The organism is Mycobacterium sp. NPDC051804, from assembly GCF_044452905.1.
Lineage (GTDB): Bacteria > Actinomycetota > Actinomycetes > Mycobacteriales > Mycobacteriaceae > Mycobacterium.
The window spans coordinates 226,951-244,633 of the sequence record NZ_JBITCD010000005.1 but is presented as its reverse complement, the minus strand read 5'-3'; the positions used below and the strand labels follow the sequence as shown (position 1 = coordinate 244,633).

General features: G+C 65.9%; 15 protein-coding genes. 11 read left to right on the top strand and 4 right to left on the bottom strand.

From position 1 onward, the window contains the following. Positions 1–2 precede the first annotated feature (2 nt). The 7 genes from ACIA48_RS20835 (at position 3) to ACIA48_RS20805 (ending at position 9,361) form a co-directional block, all read left to right on the top strand. Positions 3–1,439, top strand: coding sequence for a condensation domain-containing protein (locus ACIA48_RS20835; protein WP_396735724.1), 1,437 nt, complete (start codon positions 3–5; stop codon positions 1,437–1,439). 14 nt (positions 1,440–1,453) lie between these two features. After that, the gene (locus ACIA48_RS20830; protein ID WP_396735722.1) at positions 1,454–2,848 is read left to right on the top strand and encodes a hypothetical protein; all 1,395 of its coding nucleotides are present in this window, start codon (positions 1,454–1,456) and stop codon (positions 2,846–2,848) included. Between the two features lie 13 nt (positions 2,849–2,861). Further along, positions 2,862–5,720 (top strand): RND family transporter, encoded by a 2,859-nt coding sequence (locus tag ACIA48_RS20825; RefSeq protein WP_396735719.1) that lies wholly within the window; start codon positions 2,862–2,864, stop codon positions 5,718–5,720. Between the two features lie 245 nt (positions 5,721–5,965). Continuing rightward, positions 5,966–6,757, top strand: a complete 792-nt coding sequence (locus ACIA48_RS20820) for an alpha/beta fold hydrolase (RefSeq protein ID WP_396736815.1) — start codon at positions 5,966–5,968, stop codon at positions 6,755–6,757. Positions 6,758–6,800: 43 nt separating this feature from the next. Next, positions 6,801–7,454, top strand: a complete 654-nt coding sequence (locus ACIA48_RS20815) for a SatD family protein (protein WP_396735716.1) — start codon at positions 6,801–6,803, stop codon at positions 7,452–7,454. Continuing rightward, complete coding sequence (locus tag ACIA48_RS20810; RefSeq protein ID WP_396735714.1) at positions 7,451–8,188, top strand: hypothetical protein; 738 nt, start codon at positions 7,451–7,453, stop codon at positions 8,186–8,188. Before ACIA48_RS20815 ends, ACIA48_RS20810 begins: the two co-directional genes overlap by 4 nt. Before the next feature lie 57 nt (positions 8,189–8,245). Next, positions 8,246–9,361 carry an NDMA-dependent alcohol dehydrogenase gene (locus ACIA48_RS20805; protein ID WP_396735711.1) on the top strand — a complete coding sequence of 372 codons (1,116 nt, stop codon included), beginning with the start codon at positions 8,246–8,248 and terminating at the stop codon, positions 9,359–9,361. Between the two features lie 8 nt (positions 9,362–9,369). Here the strand turns inward: ACIA48_RS20805 and fadA6 are convergent, their stop codons facing one another. The 4 genes from fadA6 to ipdE1 are packed head-to-tail and all read right to left on the bottom strand — an operon-like array spanning position 9,370 to position 13,059. Continuing rightward, positions 9,370–10,518: a steroid 3-ketoacyl-CoA thiolase FadA6 gene (fadA6, locus tag ACIA48_RS20800; RefSeq protein WP_396735708.1), complete on the bottom strand. Its 1,149-nt coding sequence runs from the start codon at positions 10,516–10,518 to the stop codon at positions 9,370–9,372. After that, entirely contained in the window at positions 10,518–11,126 is a 609-nt protein-coding gene (kstR2, locus tag ACIA48_RS20795) for a TetR family transcriptional regulator KstR2 (RefSeq protein WP_396735705.1), read from the bottom strand. The genes fadA6 and kstR2 overlap by 1 nt, the downstream gene beginning before the upstream one ends. Beyond that, positions 11,123–11,911 (bottom strand): (5R,7aS)-5-hydroxy-7a-methyl-1-oxo-2,3,5,6,7,7a-hexahydro-1H-indene-carboxyl-CoA reductase, encoded by a 789-nt coding sequence (gene ipdF / locus ACIA48_RS20790; RefSeq protein WP_396735702.1) that lies wholly within the window; start codon positions 11,909–11,911, stop codon positions 11,123–11,125. The genes kstR2 and ipdF overlap by 4 nt, the downstream gene beginning before the upstream one ends. Beyond that, positions 11,911–13,059 (bottom strand): acyl-CoA dehydrogenase IpdE1, encoded by a 1,149-nt coding sequence (ipdE1, locus tag ACIA48_RS20785; RefSeq protein WP_396735699.1) that lies wholly within the window; start codon positions 13,057–13,059, stop codon positions 11,911–11,913. The genes ipdF and ipdE1 overlap by 1 nt, the downstream gene beginning before the upstream one ends. 47 nt (positions 13,060–13,106) lie before the next feature. Between ipdE1 and fadD3 the strand changes: the two genes are divergently transcribed. From fadD3 to ACIA48_RS20765, 4 genes are read left to right on the top strand one after another with little or no spacing between them, the layout of a single operon-like run. Beyond that, positions 13,107–14,645: a 3-((3aS,4S,7aS)-7a-methyl-1,5-dioxo-octahydro-1H-inden-4-yl)propanoate--CoA ligase FadD3 gene (gene fadD3, locus ACIA48_RS20780; protein ID WP_396735696.1), complete on the top strand. Its 1,539-nt coding sequence runs from the start codon at positions 13,107–13,109 to the stop codon at positions 14,643–14,645. 8 nt (positions 14,646–14,653) lie between these two features. Next, positions 14,654–15,778, top strand: a complete 1,125-nt coding sequence (locus ACIA48_RS20775; RefSeq protein ID WP_396735694.1) for an acyl-CoA dehydrogenase family protein — start codon at positions 14,654–14,656, stop codon at positions 15,776–15,778. A gap of 4 nt (positions 15,779–15,782) precedes the next feature. Continuing rightward, positions 15,783–16,736 (top strand): acyl-CoA dehydrogenase family protein, encoded by a 954-nt coding sequence (locus ACIA48_RS20770; protein ID WP_396735692.1) that lies wholly within the window; start codon positions 15,783–15,785, stop codon positions 16,734–16,736. Further along, entirely contained in the window at positions 16,733–17,674 is a 942-nt protein-coding gene (locus ACIA48_RS20765; RefSeq protein ID WP_396735690.1) for an acyl-CoA dehydrogenase family protein, read from the top strand. The genes ACIA48_RS20770 and ACIA48_RS20765 overlap by 4 nt, the downstream gene beginning before the upstream one ends. Positions 17,675–17,683: the final 9 nt, after the last annotated feature.

Sequence of the window (17,683 nt, the reverse complement as noted above, 5' to 3'; positions counted from 1 at the left end):
AAATGGTCGCATTGGGACCCATCAATTCATGGCAGCCGGCGCAGGGCCCGGTCACCACATGGACCGCCTCGGATGCTTCTCGCGAGATCATGACGACGTCCGACCGCGATGCGCTGCCGCCGAGCTTTCAGCAGGCTTCACATCTACGCGCCGCCTTCTACGGCCGGGCGCTGGGACGTCAACTACCTCGCTTGATGGTGGTGTCCTGGGAGATCGAGGGGACCTGCGACATCGTCGCGATGACCACCGCGATCAACAGCCACATCCGCCGCCACAACACTTATCACAGCGCCTTCGGGTTCGAGAACGGCAATATCTTCCGCCGCACGATCGCGAATCCGGAACAAATCGAATTCGTGCCTTTTTCGTACGGTGAAATGGCCGCCGAGGATATTCGTGAGCATGCATTGACGTCGACTCCGGACACCCTGGATTGGGACTGCTTCACGTTCGGCGTCATTCAGAAGGCCGACCATTTCACCTTCTACGCCAGTGTTGACCATCTGCACATCGACGGTATGTCCGCGGGCATCATCTTCCTGGACATCCACCTGGCGTATCAGGATCTGATCGCTGGCCGGCCGGTCGCGCAGACCGAGGTCGGCGGGTACCGCGGCTACACCGCCCGGCAGAGCGAGCAGGTGGCCGCCATGGACCTGTCGTCACCGGAGATCCGGGACTGGATCTCTTTCGCGCAGGACACTGACGGTGACTGGCCGAGCTTTCCGCTGGAGTTGGGCGACACCTGGTCGAACAACAAGGGTGACTTCATCACCGTCGACCTGCTCAACGACGAAGAGACCGAGGCCTTCGACTCGGCGTGCCGCAGCGTCGGCGCACGTTTCTCCGGCGGCGTCATGGCGTGCGCGGCGCTGGCCGAGCATCAGCTCACCGGCACCACCACGTATCACGGCTTCACCCCGTCGGACACCCGGCTGCCGGGCGACGAGACCCTGAGCGTCGGCTGGTTCGCCGGCCTGTTTCCGGTCACCGTGCCGATCGGGGACGGTTGCTTCGGCGATGCGGCCCGCGCCGCGCAGAAGTCCTTCGACTCCAATCGGGGCCTGGCAAGTGTTCCCGTCGAGCGCGTGCTCGAGGTCGCCCCGGTCGATCAGCTGGGCATCAAAATGCCGAGCAAGCCGACAATGATGGTGTCCTTCATGGACTTCCGCAAGATCCCCGTCGCGGCGCTGTGGGAAGAGACCGGCTTCGGCACCTACGGCGACAACCTGTCGCACGGCGGAATCAACATGTGGATCAACCGCCACGCCGGGCGTACCACGGTCACCGTCTCGTTCCCCGACAACTCCGTCGCACGCGATTCGGTGCACCGCTACATCGCGGCGCTGACGGGAGCGTTCACCGACGTCGCCCGGACGACCACCGAGGACTGGATCGAAGAAGTTGCCCGCCATGCCAATTCAACCGCTGTGAAATGAAAGGACGCAAGGAAATGAAGCGACGCATGAAGAACCACGAGGACACGAGCACGCTGCTGGATCTGGCCGATCAGGTCGTCTTCCAGGGTGAGCGCGCGACCGGGGCGACCAACCTGCTCCAGTGCGTGTGGACGTACAACCGTGCCATCGACATGGATGGGCTGCGCCAATTCCACCAGCACCTGCTGCGCGGGCGCCTGTCGCGTCACGTCGAACGGTCACCGTTGCCGTTCGGTCGCCATCGGTGGGTCGCAGCCAACGACGCACCTGCCATCGAGGTTGCGCCGGCCCGCCCCCGCGAGGAATTCGGCGCGTGGCTGCGCGAGCAGACCGCCATCGAATTGGATTATGAGCACGGGCCCGCGTGGCATCTCGCCGTGCTGCCGTTCACCGACGGCGGGACCGGACTGAGTCTGATCATTTCGCACGGCCTTGCCGACGGGGTGGGGCTCAGCACCGGGCTGGCCGACGCCGCAAGTGGTCGCGACGATTCCATCTCGTGGCCGGCCGCCGGATCACGACGCCGTTGGCGGGCGGTGCGCCAGGACGCCCGCCAGACCGCTCGCGACATGCCTTCTGTCGGCCGGGCGATCGTCACCGGCGCGCGGATGGCCCGGCGTGCCCGGCGCGAAGCGCTCGCCGCCGCACCGGTCTCGGCGCCCATCGCAGCCCCGAACGAGCAGATCGAGTTGCCCGCCGCGACGGTCTTCGTCGACATGGACGAGTGGGACAGGGTCGCCCGGTCGCTCGGCGGGACACCCAACTCCCTACTCGCCGGATTGGCCGCGAAGTTCGCGCAGCGGGCCGGTCGCGTCACCGCTGACGGAGGTCTGGCCACCTTGGCGGTGCCGATCAACGAACGCGTCGAAGGTGACACCCGGGCCAACGCTGTGGGCAACGCGGACGTGACGGTCGATCCGACAAGGGTGACGACCGACCTCCGAGGGGTCCGCGCCGCCGTCAAGGAGGCGCTGATCAAAGTCCAGGAAACGCCGGACGAGCGCTTCGCTCTGCTCCCCATCGTCCCCTTCCTGCCCAAACGGGTCATCAAGAAGTTGGTCACCGTGGCTGCGGGCGGTACGACAGCGGTCTGCTCGTCCAACCTCGGCGATGTCGCGGCCGCCACCAATCGGCCCGACGGCACGGAAGCCGACTCCTTCTCGATGCGCTCGCTGTATCCCAGGGTGACCCGTCAGACGATGGATCGCGCCGGTGGTCTGCTGGGGATGTTGTCCGGGCGCGTGAACGGACAGGTCTTCGTCTCGGTTCTCGCGTACGATCCGGCTCACCCGAGCACGATCGCGCAGTTGCAGGAGGCGATTTTCAGCACTCTCGCAGAATTCTCGCTCACTGCGACGGTGCAGTGGGATTCTCAGCTCAACGGGATCGCCGCAGAGATCGCCGCATAGAAGAGGTACGTGTGTGCTGAAGTCGTTGGGTCAGGTGGTGGTGCGCGCGCCGTGGCTCGTCATCGCCGCCTGGGTGGGCTTGGTCGTGGTGTTGGCGCTCGTCTTCCCCCCGCTGACGAAGATCGTGGAGAACCAGACGGTCCAGCCGCTGCCGCCGCAGGCGATGGCGGCAACCGAACAGATGGCCAAGGACTTCGGGGACTCCGCGCAGAACATCCTGATCGTCGTCATGTCCAACGATCAGGGGCTGTCACCCGCCAATGACAACACGTACCGCGCCCTAGCCGACAAGCTGCGCAGCGATGGTCGGGACGTGTCCTCGGTGGAGGACTTCGCGAGCACACCCGCGTTGCGCCAGCTGATGGTCAGCCAGGACAACAAGGCCTTCTACATGGCGGTGACGCTCAAGGCGCCGGCCGGCTCACCCGAATCGTCGGACGCGTACAAACGGGTCAGCCAGATCGTCGAACAAGCCACCGCGAACTCCGGGCTGACGACGCATGTGACGGGGCAGGCGGCCGTCATCGGCGACATGTCGATCGTCAGCGCACGCGATATGCACATGATCGAGATCGCCACCGCGATCATGGTGATGGTCATTCTGCTCGTGATCTACCGACGACCCATCACCGCGTTGTTGCCGCTGATCACCATCGCCATCTCGGTGGCATCGGCACAGGGAGTGGTGTCAGCCCTGACGACGATCGGCCTGAACGTCAGTGCGATGACGGTGGCGTTGATGACCGCGATGATCGTCGGCGCCGGCACCGACTACGCCGTCTTCCTCATCAGCCGCTATCACGAATACCTACGGACCGGCGTCGACTCCGACGTGGCGGTGCAGAAGGCGCTGGGCTCCATCGGCAAGGTGATCGCGGCGTCCGCTGCCACGGTGGCCGTCACATTCTGCGGCATGATCTTCACCCGGTTACCCGCATTCACCAGTGTCGGCCCGGCGCTGGCTGTTTCGATCGCGGTGGCGTTCTTCGCAGCGGTCACGCTGTTGCCCGCCATCCTCGTGCTCACCGGTCGTCGCGGGTGGGTCACTCCTCGGGCGCCGCTGACGAACCGGCTGTGGCAGCGCTCGGCGGTTCAACTCGTGCGGCGTCCCAAGTCCCATCTGTTCGCGAGCCTGGCCGTCCTGATCGCGCTGGGCGCCTGCGCGATGATGATGCACCCGACCTTCAACGACCGCATGCAGCTGTCCGCCTCGGCGGAAAGCAACCAGGGTTACGCCGAGATGGCAGAACATTTTTCGACAAGCGCCCTGCTACCGGAATACATCTACATCAGGTCCCCGCACGATCTGCGTAACCCGCAGGCGCTGGCCGACATGGAGCAGATGGCCCAGCGCGTGGCGCAGCTGCCGAACATCACGTCGGTGCGCGGGATCACCCGCCCGACGGGCCAGCCACTGGATCAGACGAAGGTCAGCTACCAGGCCGGTGAGGTCGGGTCGAAGCTCGAGGATGCTTCCTCGCAGATCAGTAGCAAGACAACCGATCTCGACGCACTCAGCAGCGGCGCTCAGAAGCTGGCCGATACCCTCGCCAGCATTCGCGACCAGATTCAATCGGCCGCCAGATCGATGACCGCGCTGACAAGCACACTCAACCAGGTACAGCAGCAGCTCTCCAGCGCACAAACCAGCCAGCTGCTTGACGCCGTCCGGTCGTACGCGAGCACCCAGACCAACACTGTTGGCGACAACGCGACTGCGATGCTCGCTGTGCTGAACAACAGCCCGCAGTGCGACGCCGACCCGGCCTGCAGCCAGGGCCGCGCCGCACTGCAGCAGCTGGCAGGCCAAAGCGGTGCGCAAGACGTGCTGACGAAGGTCGAAAACTTGGCCACCCTGCTGCAATCGGCGGCCGCCGATCTACGGTCCACGGGCAATCCCGCTGCCGCGCAACAGAAGGTCGCGCAGATGGAGCAGGGAGCCAACCAGCTGGCCGAAGGCAGCAAGCAACTCGCGGCGGGCGTGCAGATGCTGGTCGATCAGACCAAGAAGATGGGGGTCGGCATGAACCAGGCCGCCACCATGCTGAACTCGATCGAGCAGGGCGCGTCGCAACCGTCGATGGCCGGTATGTACATCCCGCCGAACGCGCTGACGACCGACACCTTCAAGAACGCCGCGAAGCTGTTCATCTCACCCGATGGGCGTTCCGTCCGCTATCTCGTCGAGACGAAGTTCGACCCGTTCAGCACCGAGGCCATGGACGAGGTCGCGCCGATACTCGACACGGCCAGGGCCGCACAGCCGAACACCAAACTGTCGGATGCGACGATCTCCATGGTCGGCCCGACGCCGATGTACAGCACCATTCGCGACTACTACGACCATGATCTGCGACTGATCGTCATCATGACCCTGATCGTCGTGTTCCTCATACTGGTCGCGTTGCTGCGGGCCCTCGTCGCACCGCTGTATCTCATTGCCTCGGTGGTCATCTCGTATATGTCCGCGCTTGGTCTCGGTGTCGTCTTCTTCCAGTTCATACTCGGTCAGCAGATCTACTGGAACGTGCCTGCGACCGCATTCATCGTGCTCGTCGCCGTCGGCGCGGACTACAACTTGTTGCTGATAACGCGTATCCGCGAGGAATCCCACAACGGCGTCCGCTCCGGCATCATTCGTGCGGTCCGCTCGACGGGCGGGGTGATCACCTCGGCCGGGATCATCTTCGCGGGCTCGATGTTCGGCCTGTTGTTCGGCGGCCTGTCCACGATGGTCCAGACCGGTTTCATCATCGGGGTGGGTCTGCTGATCGACACGTTCGTGGTGCGCACCATCACCGTGCCCGCACTCGCCTCGCTCATCGGCAAGGCCAACTGGTGGCCGTCAAAAGCCACCACGTTCACTCACTGAGCAGAATGCGCAAAAGCGGCAAATTGTCGTTTGCGCCAGTTGTGAGCACAAGCGAGAAGTGTTGGGGTGTCCCGTTTTACCGTTGAGGTAGATCAAGAGATCAACCCGAAACGGAGTACGAAATGAACGCCCTGAAGAGCCTGTTGATCGGCGCAGCCACCTGCGCCGCCGTCGTGGCCGCACCGGTCTTGACGGCACCGGCGGCAAGCAGTGCCGCGGTGGACGACACCAAGGGCGTCAAGGTGATGACCGTGCACGGCGACCGGGTCGCCTACCGTGACGAGGGTTCGGGCGAGGTCATTCTGCTCATCCACGGCATGGGCGGCAGCTCGCAGACCTGGAGCGGCGTGATCCCGCTGCTCGCCGGGAAGTATCGCGTGATTGCCCCAGATCTGCTGGGGCACGGACAATCCGACAAGCCACGCGGCGACTATTCGGTCGGCGCCTTCGCCGTATTGCTGCGCGACCTGCTGGACGAGCTCGGCATCAGCCGGGTCACGGTGGTCGGCCACTCGCTCGGCGGCGGCGTCGCCATGCAGTTCGCCCATCAGCATCGTCAGTACTGCGAGCGAATGGTGCTCATCAGCAGCGGCGGCTTCGGCGGTGATGTCGGCCGCGTCCTGCGGCTGCTGTCGTTGCCCGGCTCCGAGATCGTGTTGCCGATGCTCGCGTCGAGGCCAGCCGTCGCCGCGGGCAACGCGGTGCGGGCACTGGCGGGTTCCAGCCATCGCTTCGCCGCCCGGCCCGCTCTGGCCAACCGCGACAACAGGAAGGCGTTCCTGCGCACGCTGCGCTCGGTCGTCGATTTCCGCGGGCAGGCGGTGTCCGCGATCAACCGCCTGTGCTGCAGCGACGACCTGCCCGCGCTGATCATCAGCGGCGATGAGGATCGCGTCATCCCCGTCGAGCATGCGCGCGCCGCACACGCCACGATGCCGAACAGCCGGTTGCACGTCCTGGCCGGCGTCCACCACCATCCGCCTACCGAGGAGCCACAGCAGGTGGCAGACCTCATCAGCGAGTTTTTGGCCTCCTGAAGACATCAGCTTTATTCTCTGGTAATGAAGCTATAGTCTTCATATGACTGATATTAAGCGTGATGCTTCATCGGGGGTGCGCGCTGCGCTGATCGGCGACGTCGTGGGATCGCGCCGCGTCGCCGATCGCCCCGCGGTCCACGTTGCGCTGAATGACGCCTTGCGCGACGTGGGTGCAGGCGCGATCGACCCGCCCGCGTTCACTGTCGGCGACGAGTTTCAGGGCAGTTATCCCACCGTCGGCGCGGCGATCGACGCCGCACTGTCCATAAGGCTCGCCGTCGCGACCCAGATCGATGTCCGGTTCGGCATCGGCTGGGGGGCGGTATCGGTCCTCGATCCCGAGCGCGGAATCCAGGACGGTCCCGGATGGTGGGCCGCGCGCGAAGCGATCGAGTGGACGGCCCACGCGCAACGGCAACCGGGACTGGCGATGGTCCGCACGTCGTTCCGGATCGCTGGCGAAGACCGCGCCGACGCGGACGCGATCAACGCCGCCCTGCTGTGTCGGGACCATCTGCTTGGATCGCTGGACGACCGATCGATACGGATAGTGAAGAGCCTGTTGACCAGCCAGACGAAGAAGGACATCGCCGCCGCCGAGGGCATAAGTGCTTCGGCGGTCTCACAGCGCGCGGGGCGCGACGGCCTGGACTTAATCGTCGTGGCATCGCAGTACCTGCGGGGTGTCCCGTGAGCGCACTGGCGGTGATGCTGATCGCGATGGGCATCGCGGACGTGGCGCGGCGGCTGACCGACCGGTCGTGGGTAGCGCCGGTCGTCGCGCCGACTGTGGTCATCGCGTGTGCAGCGCTTGCGGGCCTATGGCACCCCCGCGACATCGTCCTGCTCGAGATCGCGATCGCGGCGAGCATCGCATGGGTCGTGCTGTGTGCGCGTTCCGAGCGAACCGGTGACGGTCAACTGGCACCGCTCATCGTGTTCGCCGCGGCGGTAGCGCTACTGATTCTGTTGTCAGGCTTGGGGTCTGAGGCAGGTGGCGTGGTACGACGGTGGTCGGCATGGGTCGACCTGCCTGGAGTCGCCGGCTTGGAGACCGACCGGCTACTCATGATCGTCGCGGTGGTGCTGCTACAGATCGTGACCGGAAACCAATTGGTGCGGCTGGTTCTCGCCTCGGTCGGCGCGGTGAAGCCAGCCGGTCAGCCGCAGGCATCCGACCGGCTCAAGGGCGGCCGTCTGCTCGGCCCGATGGAACGGCTGCTGATCCTCGGGCTCGGCCTGGCCGGTCAGCTGGCCGCCGCGACCGCCGTCGTCGCCGCCAAGAGCATCATCCGGTTCCCGGAAATCAACGCGCAGAAGTCCCGCGAGAACGGGCATATCGGCATCGATGACGTGACGGAGTACTTCTTGGTGGGCAGCTTCGCCAGCTGGATCGTCGCGCTCGGCGGACTGGTTCTCGCACAATAAACAGTAAGCCTTTCGATTCAGCCCAACCCGCGTCGCAGTTTCCCTAAACTCTCGCGCATGAAGACCAACGCCGCCGTTCTGTGGGAACTCAACAAGCCGTGGAGTGTCGAGGAGATTGACCTCGACGGACCGAAAGAGGGCGAGGTCCTCGTCTCATTCGAGGCGACCGGGTTGTGCCATTCCGACCATCACGTCCAGACCGGTGATCTCGCCGGCGTGACTCTTCCGACGATCGGCGGGCACGAAGGTGCTGGCGTCGTGCAGGAAGTCGGTCCCGGTGTGAAGGATCTGAAGCCCGGCGATCATGTGGTGGCGTCCTTCCTGCCCGCATGCGGCCGCTGCCGCTGGTGCGCCAGCGGACACCAAAACCTGTGCGACATGGGCGCGGTCATCCTGCTGGGCCTGCAGGCCGACGGCACCTACCGACGCCGGGCACAGGGTAAGGACGTCGGCGTCATGGTCGGCGTCGGAAGCTTCTCCGAACTGAGCACGGTCTCGGAGACCTCGTTGGTGAAGGTCGACGACGACCTGCCCCTGTCGCGCGCATGTCTGCTCGGCTGCGGCGTGATGACGGGCTGGGGGTCGGCGGTCAACACCGCCGACGTGACGCCGGGTGACACCGTCGTGGTGATCGGCTGCGGCGGTATCGGCAGCGGCGCGATCCAGGGCGCGCGGCTGGCCGGCGCCGAGCACATCGTGGTCGTCGACACCGTGGAATCGAAGCGGGAGAAGGCATTCCAGTTCGGCGCCACCCACTTCGTGACGTCGATGCCCGAGGCCATGGAGCTGGTCGCCGAACTGACCCGCGGCGTGATGGCCGATTCCGCGTTGCTGACCGTCGGCCTGCTCAAGGGGCCGATGATCAACGAGGCCATGGACATCGTCCGCAAGGGCGGCGCCGTCGTGATGACGGCGATCGCATCGATGGCCGACGTGACGCCGACGCTCCCGATGGCGATGGTGACGCTGTTCCAGAAGCGCCTGCTCGGCAGCCTCTACGGCGAGGCGAACCCGCGCGCGGACATCCCGCGGCTCCTGAACCTCTACCGCGACGGCAAGCTACTGCTCGATGAGACCGTGACCGCCGAGTACAAGCTGGCCGACATCAACGATGCCTACGACGACATGCTCGCCGGCCGCAACATCCGCGGTGTGATCGTCCACGACCACTGAGCCTTCGGTCAGAGGCGCTCGATGATGGTGACGTTGGCGGTGCCGCCACCCTCACACATCGTCTGCAGACCGTAGCGACCGCCGGTGCGCTCCAACGTGTTCAGCATCGTCGCGAACAGCTTGGCACCTGTCGCACCCAGCGGGTGACCGAGCGCGATCGCACCGCCGCTGGGGTTGACCTTCGCGTGGTCGACGTTGAGCTCCTTCATCCACGCCATGACGACGGGGGCGAAGGCCTCGTTGATCTCGACAGTGTCGATGTCGTCCATCGTCAGCCCCGTCTTCTTCAGCGCGTACTGGGTGGCGGGGATCGGGCCGGTCAGCATGAACACCGGATCGGCGCCGCGGGCGCTGATGTGGTGGATGCGAGCGCGCGGCTTCAGATTATGCGCCTGCACTGCGTTCTCTGAGGCGAGCAGCACGGCGCTCGCGCCGTCGGAGATCTGGCTGGCCATCGCGGCCGTCAGCCGGCCACCCTCGACGAGGGTCTTCAGACCCGCCATCTTCTCCAGTGAGGTGTCGCGCGGACCCTCGTCGATGACGAAACCGTCGACGCCGATGATCTCGTTCTCGAAATGGCCCGCGCGGATCGCCTCCTGCGCTCGCTGATGGCTGGTCAGTGAGAACTGCTCCATCTCCTCGCGCGAAAGGCCCCACTTCTCGGCGATCAGCTCCGAACCGCGGAACTGCGAGATCTCCTGGTCGCCGTAGCGATGCAGCCAGCTCTTGGATTCGTTGGTCGGCGAGGTGAAACCGAACTGCTCGGCGACCGTCATGGCCGACGAGATCGGGATCTGGCTCATGTTCTGCATGCCACCGGCCACGATCAGGTCGGCGGTGCCGGACATGATCGCTTGTGCGCCAAAAGAAATGGCCTGCTGGCTCGAACCGCACTGGCGGTCGACAGTGACACCGGGCACCTCTTCGGGGTATCCGGCGGCCAGCCACGACAGCCTGGCGATGTTGCCGGCCTGAGGTCCGATGGCGTCGACACAGCCGGCGATGACGTCGTCGACGGCACCGGGATCCACATCGACACGGTCGAACAGCCCGCGCCACCCGGCGGCGCCGAGGTCGACGGGATGCACGCCGGACAGTCCGCCGTTGCGCTTGCCGACAGCCGTGCGGACAGCTTCGATGACGTATGCCTCAGGCATTACTCAACTCCTTCTTTGGTGATACCGCCGAGAACGATGGCTAGGTACTGTCGGCCGACTTCTTCGGCCGTGAGTGGACCGCCCGGCTGATACCAGCGGACCGAAACCCAGGTGGTGTCGCGAATGAACCGGTAGACCAGGTCGATATCGATGTCGGGACGGAAGTACCCGTCTTCGATGCCCTGGTTGAGCAGGTCCAGCCACATCTTGCGCTGCTCTTGGTTTCTCTTCTCCACGTAGGCAAACCGCTCCTGGCCCGCGAGCCGCTTCGCCTCATCCTGATAGATGACGACCTGCGCGTGCCGGTCTTCGATCGCCTCGAACGACGCCATGAACAGGCCCTTGAGCCGTTCCAGCGGATTGGGCTCGGTGGCGACGATCTGCTCGTAGCGTTCGAAGAGCCAGTCCAGGAAGCCGCGCAACACCTCGTCGACCATCTCCTCCTTGGACGAGAAGTGGTGGTAGAGACTGCCGGACAGGATTCCCGCGGAGTCCGCGATGTCGCGCACCGTCGTCGCCCGCAGCCCGCGCTCGGCGAACATCGCCGCGGCGAGCTCGAGGAGCTCGTCGCGCCGAGTTGCCGGCTGACCGGCCGCGGGTGTGGTCATGCTCGCTGGCTCGACACCGAAATCACTTCTCCAGTCAGGTAACTGGAGTAGTCGCTGGCGAGGAATGCGATAGTGGCGGCGATCTCCCACGGCTCGGCGGCGCGTCCGAAGGCCTCGCCCTCGGAGAGTCGGTCCAGGAGCTCGGAGCTGCTGACCTTCTCGAGGAACTTGTGCCGCGCGATGCTCGGTGACACTGCGTTGATGCGCACGCCGTGTTCGACGGCTTCGATTGCGCTACAACGTGTCAGCGCCATCACACCGGCCTTGGCCGCGGCATAGTGCGACTGCGAGTGCTGCGCCCGCCAGCCGAGGACACTGGCATTGTTGACGATCACACCGCCGTGGTCGGCGTCCCGGAAGTACCGCAGCGCGGCGCGCGTCGCACGCATCACCGATGTCAGCGTCACGTTGAGAACGCGGTCCCACTCCTCGTCGGTCATGTCGACGACGGGCGTCTCGCCACCGAGACCCGCGTTGTTGACCAGTACGTCGAGCCGTCCCATCCGCGCAGTCGTCGACGAGATCAGCGCGTCGACCTGCGCGGTGGACGTCACGTCGCACGCGACGCTTTCGACGCGGCCGAGACCGAGTTCGGTCAGCTGATCGCGGGTTTCGTTGAGGCGACGCTCGTGGTGATCGGAGATCACGACGTCGGCCCCCTCGGCCAGCGCGCGCCGAGCCACCGACGAGCCGATGCCGGTGCCCGCGGCGGCGGTCACCACAACCACCTTGCCGGTCAGAAGTCCGTGGCCCTCAATCTCTTTGGGCGCTTCGGCCAAACTCATCAGCCCTTGACCTCTCGGGGTAGGCCGAGCACCCGCTCGGCGATGATGTTGCGCTGGATCTCGTTGGAACCGCCGTAGATCGTGTCCGACCGGGAGAACAGGTACAGCCGCTGCCATTCGTCGAAGTCGCCGTCGGTCAGCGTCAGACCGTCGCGGCCAATTACCTCCATCGCGATCTCACCGAGCTCGCGGTGCCAGTTGGCCCACAACAGTTTCGAGACGTTGTCCTGTCCCGGCTGTTCGACGTCCATGGTCGCCAGCGCGTAGGACCGCATGGTGCGCAGGCCTGCCCATGACCGGGCCAGCCGCTCGCGGATCAGCGGATCGTCGGCTGCGCCGTTGCTCTTCGCGAGCTCGGCGACACCGGAAAGCTCACGGGCGTACTCGATCTGCTGACCGAGCGTCGAAACGCCACGCTCGAAGGTCAAGAGTCCCATCGCGACGCGCCAACCGTCGCCCGGTTCTCCTACGACCAGTCCGGCCTCGGTGCGCGCGTCGTCGAAGAAGACCTCGTTGAACTCGGAGTCACCGGTCAGCTGGACGATGGGCCGCACCTCGACGCCGGGTTGATCGATCGGCACCAGAAGGAACGACAGTCCCGCGTGCCGCTTGGAACCCTTCTCGGTGCGGGTGACGACGAAGCACCAGTCCGCCCAGTGCGCCAGCGACGTCCACACCTTCTGGCCGTTGATCACCCATTCGTCGCCGACGAGCTCGCCGGTCGTCGCGACGTTGGCCAGATCGCTGCCCGCGCCGGGTTCGGAGTAGCCCTGGCACCACAGCTCGGTGACGTCGAGGATCTTCGGCAGGAAGCGCTGCTGCTGTTCGGGGGTGCCGAAGGCGATCAGCGTCGGTCCGAGCAGTTCCTCACCGAAGTGGTTCACCTTCGCGGGGGCGTTCGCGATCGCGTATTCCTCGTAGAAGGCGACGCGGTGCGCAACTGTCAGACCACGGCCGCCGTGCTCCTCGGGCCAGCCGAGACATGTGTAGCCGGCGGCCGCGAGATGCTGGTTCCATGCGCGCCGTTCCTCGAACGCCTCATCCTCGCGACCCGGCCCTCCCAGGCCTTTGATCGCGGCGAATTCGCCGGCGAGATTCTCGGCGAGCCAGTCGCGGACCTCGGCCCTGAACTCCTGGACCTCTATCACCCCTGTAGGCTAACCTACCAAGCACTTGCTTTGTTAGAGGAGCATCGATGACGGACGATCCGAGGACCATTCCGCAGGTCCTGGACCGGATCGCCGACCAATTCTCCGATCACGACGCGCTGGTCACCGACGATCGTCAGCTGACCTACGCGCAGTTGCGCACCGAGGTGCGGCAGGCCGCCGCAGCCATGATCGACCTGGGCGTGCAGGCCGGGGACCGCGTCGCGATCTGGTCGCCGAACACCTGGCACTGGGTGGTCGCGTGCCTGGCCACGCATTACGCGGGCGGCGTGATGGTGCCGCTGAACACCCGCTACACCGCGGGCGAGGCCACCGACATTCTGGCCCGCACCGCCACTCCCCTCTTGTTCGCTGCGGGTGAGTTCCTCGGCGCCGACAAGGCCGCGTCCATCGACCGGGACGCCCTGCCGGATCTGCGGCACGTGATTCGCGTCCCAATTGAGAAGGATGACGGGACGTGGGACGAGTTCGTCGCGCGAGGGACCGACTTCGACGGCGTCGACGCCCGCGTCGACGCCCTCACCCCGGACGACGTCTCGGACATCCTCTTCACCTCCGGCACCACGGGACGCAGCAAGGGCGTGGAGTGCGCACACCGCCAGTCGCTCGATGCGCCGGCAGCATGGGCCGCCTGCGGAGAGCTCACCAGCGCCGACCGCTACCTCTGCATCAATCCGTTCTTCCACAACTTCGGCTACAAGGCCGGCATCCTGGCATGCCTGCAGACCGGCGCGACGCTGATCCCCCAGCTGACGTTCGACCCGGAGCAGGCGATGGCCGCGGTGGCCGCGCATCGGATCACGGTGCTGCCCGGGCCGCCCACCATCTACCAGACACTGCTGGACCATCCCAAGCGCGGCGATTACGACCTGACCTCGCTGCGGTTCGCGGTCACCGGTGCGGCGACGATCCCGGTGGTGCTGATCGAACGCATGCAGACCGAACTCGACATCGACATCGTGCTGACCGCCTACGGTCTGACCGAGGCCAGCGGCTTCGGCACGATGTGCCGCGCCGAGGACGACGCAGTCACAGTCGCAACGACGTGCGGGCGCCCGATCGCCGACTTCGAGCTGCGCATCGACGACCCGTCCGAGGACGGCTCTGGTGAGGTGCTGCTGCGCGGGCCCAACGTCATGCTCGGGTACCTCGACGACCCCGAAGCCACCTCCGCGGCAATCGATCCCGAGGGCTGGCTGCACACCGGCGACATCGGGCGGTTGGACGAGCGTGGGAACCTGACGATCACCGACCGGCTCAAGGACATGTACATCTGCGGCGGCTTCAACGTTTATCCCGCCGAGATCGAGCAGGTGCTGGCGCGGCTCGACGGCGTCGCCGAGTCGGCCGTCATCGGGGTGCCCGACGAGCGGTTGGGCGAGGTCGGCAAGGCGTTCCTGGTGCTCAAGCCGGGCGTGGAGCTGGACGAAAAGATGGTGATCGCCTACACGCGTGAGCATCTCGCGAACTTCAAGGCTCCGCGATTCGTGGAGTTTCTCGACGTGCTGCCGCGTAATCCGGGCGGCAAGGTAGTAAAGCCAGTTCTCCGCGGGACGCGGAATTAGGAGTTCTGATGGATCTCAACTTCGACGACGCGACCCTGGACTTCCAGTCCGAGGTGCGCGAATTCCTTTCGGCGAACAAGGACAAGTTCCCGACGAAGTCCTACGACACCGCCGAGGGCTTCGAACAACACCGGCAATGGGACAAGGTGCTGTTCGACGCCGGCTTGTCGGTGATCACGTGGCCCGAGAAGTACGGCGGCCGTGACGCGTCGCTGCTGCAGTGGGTGGTCTACGAGGAGGAGTACTTCCGCGCGGGTGCCCCCGGCCGCGCGAGCGCCAACGGCACCTCGATGCTCGCGCCGACGCTCTTTGCGCACGGCACCGAGGAGCAGCTCGACCGCGTGCTGCCGAAAATGGCCAGCGGCGAAGAGATCTGGGCGCAGGCGTGGTCTGAGCCTGAGTCGGGCAGCGACCTGGCATCGTTGCGGTCAACCGCCACCAGGACCGACGGCGGCTGGCTGCTCAACGGCCAGAAGATCTGGAGTTCGCGCGCACCGTTTGGCGAGCGCGGGTTTGGGTTGTTCCGCTCGGATCCCGAGGCGCAGCGCCACAAGGGACTGACATACCTCATGTTCGACCTGAAGGCCGACGGCATCACGGTGCGCCCGATCGCCCAGCTGGGCGGCGACACCGGTTTCGGCGAGATCTTCCTGGACGACGTGTTCGTTCCCGACAACGACGTGATCGGCGAGGTACACGAGGGCTGGCGCGCCGCGATGAGCACGTCGAGCAATGAACGCGGGATGTCGCTGCGCAGCCCCGCACGCTTCATCGCACCAGCGGAACGCTTGGTGGCGCAGTGGAAAGACAATCCCGACCCCGTGTACGCCGACCGTGTCGCCGACGCGTGGATCAAGGCACAGGCCTACCGGTTGCACACGTTCGGCACCGTCACCAGGGTGAGTGGTGGCGGTGAACTCGGCGCCGAGTCGTCGGTCACCAAGGTGTTCTGGTCGGACCTCGACGTGGCGATCCATCAGACGGCGCTCGACATGCGTGGCGCCGACGCCGAGCTGGCCGATTCGTGGACCGAGGGGCTGCTGTTCGCGCTGGGCGGCCCTATCTATGCGGGTACCAACGAGATTCAGCGCAACATCATCGCCGAGCGCCTGCTGGGCCTGCCGCGGAAGTAGACACATGAACTTTGAAATCGACGAACAGCAGCGCGACTTCGCTGCCAGCATCGACGCCGCACTCGGTGCGGCCGATATGCCCGCCGCGGTGCGCGCATGGGCTGCGGGCGATCCCGCTCCCGGCCGCAAAGTGTGGGCACAGCTTGCCGACCTGGGAGTGACAGCCCTGATGGTTCCCGAGAAGTTCGACGGGATCGAAGCACACCCCGTCGATCTGGTGGTCGCCGCCGAACGGCTGGGCCGGTGGTGTGTTCCCGGCCCGGTGACCGAATCCATCGCGGTGGCACCAGTTCTGCTCTCCGACGATGAGCGCAGCGGAGCGCTGGCGTCGGGTGAGCTGATCGCCACCGTCGCGATGCCCCCGCAGGTGCCGCGGGCAGTGGACGCCGACACCGCCGGTCTGATCCTGGTGGCGGCCGACGGGATGGTCAGCGAGGGCACCGCGGGCGAAGAGGTGGAATCGGTCGACCCGAGCCGAAAGTTGTTCCACGTCAGCGCGTCCGGTGAAGGACAGGCCGCCGACGTGGCCCGCGCCTACGAGTTCGGTGTGCTGGCGACAGCGGCGCAGCTGCTCGGTGCCGGGCAGGCCCTGCTCGACATGTCCGTCGAATACGCCAAGCAGCGCAGCCAGTTCGGCACGGTGATCGGTACGTATCAGGCGATCAAGCACAAGCTCGCGGATGTACACATCGCACTCGAGCTGGCGCGGCCACTCGTCTACGGCGCGGCGCTGTCGTTGGCCGATGGGTCGGCGGAGACGGCGCGCGACGTCAGTGCGGCCAAGGTCGCCGCATCGGATGCCGCGCTGCTGGCGGCACGTTCGGCGCTGCAGACACACGGCGCGATCGGATTCACGCAAGAGCACGACATGTCGCTGTCGCTGTTGCGCGTACAGGCGCTGCGTTCGGCGTGGGGCGATCCCGCGCTGCATCGGCGACGGCTTCTGGAGGCATTGTGAGTGAAGAACGGGAACTGCTGCGGGGCACGGTAGCCGCACTGGTCGAGAAGCACGCGTCGCCTGAGGCCGTCCGCGAGGCGATGGACTCCGAGCGCGGTTTCGACGAGTCGCTGTGGAAGTTGTTGTGCGAGCAGGTGGGTGCTGCGGCTCTGGTGGTGCCCGAGGAACTCGGCGGTGCGGGCGGTGAGCTCGCCGATGCCGCCGTCGTACTCGAGGAGCTCGGCAAGGGACTGGTGCCGACGCCTCTGCTCGGCACAACGCTCGCCGAGCTGGCGCTGCTGACCGCAGACGAGCCGGATGCCGACATGCTCGAGGAGCTCGCGGCGGGTACCAAGATCGGCACCGTCGCGTTCGATCCGGATTTCGTGATCAGCGGCGACGTCGCGGACGTCGTGATCACCGCTGACGGTCAGCAGTTGAAGCGGCTGACGGAGTTCACCGCCCATCCTGTGAAGTCGATGGATCCGACACGTCGGCTGGCAAGCATCGAATCGAAGGGTGACGCCGAGATCGGCGCCGACCCGGGCCTGGCCGATACGGCGGCGATCCTGTTGGCCGCCGAGCAGATCGGCGCGGCCGCGAAGTGTCTCGACCTCACTGTCGCGTACACGAAGGACAGGGTTCAGTTCGGCAGGCCGATCGGCAGCTTTCAGGCGCTCAAGCACCGGATGGCCGATCTGTACGTCGCCGTGCAGTCGGCGCGCGCGGTGGTGAATGAGGCTATCGCCGAGCCGTCGCCGACGTCAGCGGCGCTGGCCCGGTTCTCGGCGAGCGAAGCGTTCTCCAAAGTGGTGGGCGAGGCGGTCCAGATGCACGGCGGCATCGCCATCACGTGGGAGCACGACATTCAGCTGTACTTCAAGCGGGCACACGGCAGCGCACAGCTGCTCGGGCCGCCGCGCGAGCATCTGCGCCGGCTCGAGTCCGAAGTGCTCTAACGTTGGGCC